The sequence below is a fragment of the Pseudoalteromonas sp. Z1A6 genome (genome assembly GCF_011378745.1).
In the GTDB taxonomy this organism is placed as follows: Bacteria; Pseudomonadota; Gammaproteobacteria; order Enterobacterales; family Alteromonadaceae; genus Pseudoalteromonas; species Pseudoalteromonas arctica.
In genome coordinates, this window is record NZ_WTKW01000612.1 from 1 (window position 1) to 1205 (window position 1205).

At 37.9% G+C, this 1205-nt stretch carries 1 protein-coding gene; it reads left to right on the forward strand.

Annotation, left to right across the window (positions count from 1 at the left end):
- Positions 1-178: 178 nt before the first annotated feature.
- Positions 179-1147 (forward strand): cysteine synthase A, encoded by a 969-nt coding sequence (cysK, locus tag GQR46_RS19895; RefSeq protein ID WP_002963138.1) that lies wholly within the window; start codon positions 179-181, stop codon positions 1145-1147.
- Positions 1148-1205 lie beyond the last annotated feature (58 nt).

The window sequence follows — 1205 nt, forward strand, 5'->3', positions numbered from 1 at the left end:
CTATAATAACTAAAGCACCGTTAATAATTGATTTTTATTTCGGCTGGTTATAAGCCCAATAGATATATGTTATAGCCAAACTTTACTTTAGTTTTTTTAAACTCACAGTAAAGTGTGTTTATATAGTTAGTAGCAAAGGCTATTAACACGTTGATCAGATTGCATCCAAAGGAACATTATGTCTACTATTTTTGAAGATAACTCACTAAGCATCGGTAATACACCGCTGGTAAAACTTAACCGTGTTACAGGTGGGAATGTATACGCTAAAGTTGAATCTCGTAATCCAAGCTTTAGTATCAAATGCCGCATTGGTGCATCGATGATTTGGGAAGCTGAAAAATCAGGTCAGCTTGTTGAAGGTAAAGAACTTATAGAACCAACATCGGGGAACACCGGTATTGCACTTGCATTTGTTGCAGCAGCACGTGGTTACAAGTTAACGCTTACTATGCCAAACACCATGAGCCTAGAACGTCGCAAGCTATTAAAAGCATTAGGTGCAAATCTAGTACTTACCGACGGTGCTAAAGGTATGAATGGCGCAATTGAAAAAGCAAAAGAAATTCAGGCAACAGCACCTGATAAGTATATTTTATTACAACAATTCGAAAACCCTGCAAACCCAAAAATTCACTTTGAAACAACAGGCCCTGAAATTTACGATGCGCTTGACGGCAAAGTAGACTTTTTTGTAGCAGGTGTAGGTACTGGTGGTACTATTACAGGTGTTAGCCGCTACCTTAAAACAGAAAAAGGTTTAAACGTTAAGTCTATTGCTGTTGAGCCAACTAACTCTCCTGTTATTAGCCAAACGCTTGCCGGTGAAGAAATTAAACCTGGCCCTCATAAAATCCAAGGTATTGGTGCAGGCTTTATCCCTGGCAACTTAGATATGGACTTAATTGATGGTGCCGAGCTTGTATCTAACGAAGACGCAATTGCAATGGCGCATCAGTTAATGAAAAAAGAAGGTATTTTAGTCGGTATTTCGTCAGGTGCTGCGGTTGTTGCAGCTAAGCGAATTGCTGAAAAACCTGAAAATGCTGATAAAAACATTGTTGTTATCCTACCTAGTGCAACTGAGCGTTACTTATCAAGCCCAATGTTTGATGAAGAATTTAGTGAGCAAGAGTTAGTACAATAAGTAATTTTAAGATTTTTAAAAGGATGCTTTAGGCATCCTTTTTTATTATTTATTATCC

Bases quoted from the DNA above. Each gene is read 5' to 3' on its own strand.
- cysK (WP_002963138.1), top strand. From the start codon at position 179: ATGTCTACTATTTTTGAAGATAACTCACTAAGCATCGGTAATACACCG.